This is a genomic window from Vibrio sp. 10N.261.51.A4, from assembly GCF_041471945.1.
GTDB lineage: Bacteria > Pseudomonadota > Gammaproteobacteria > Enterobacterales > Vibrionaceae > Vibrio > Vibrio crassostreae_C.
The window spans coordinates 1-584 of record NZ_JBFRPJ010000148.1 but is presented as its reverse complement, the minus strand read 5'-3'; the positions used below and the strand labels follow the sequence as shown (position 1 = coordinate 584).

Here is a 584-nt window from a genome sequence, read left to right as displayed (position 1 = left end):
AGTGCTGGCGATTACATCGGTTTTGTTAAAGACGCGTCGGATGTTGAAGCTAACGTCTTTACTATTAGCTTCTCGGATACCAATTTAGGTCAATACACCTTTACGTTACTTGAAGCGCTTGACCACGAAGATGGTCTGGTGAATAACAGTTTGAGCTTTGACCTGCCTGTTTATGCAGTAGACAGCGATGGCGATGATTCTTTGGTTTCTCAGTTAAATGTAACCATCGGTGATGATGTTCAAATCATGCAGGATGGTACGTTAGATATCACTGAGCCAAATCTTGCAGACGGCACAATCACAACCAGTACCATTGATGTGATGCCAGAGCAGAGTGCTGATGGCGCGACTATTACTGAGTTTACTTACGATGGTGGGACTCCACTGACGCTTGACCAAGCTGATACCGGTGAGCAAGAGTTTATCTTCACTGAAGGCTCTCTGTTTATCACACTTGAAGGTGAAGTACGCTTCGAACCAAACCGCAATCTAGACCACACGGTTAGCGAAGACATCGTCAAATCGATTGTGGTGACCTCAAGCGATTTAGATAACGATGTGGTGACGTCAACGGTCACTCTGAC

The 584-nt window shown here is 45.4% G+C and carries 1 protein-coding gene; it reads left to right on the top strand.

Annotation, left to right across the window (positions count from 1 at the left end; all coding sequences use genetic code 11):
• Positions 1–584: hypothetical protein (locus AB4384_RS23300; protein ID WP_372130182.1), on the top strand; the 584-nt coding region annotated here is incomplete at both ends.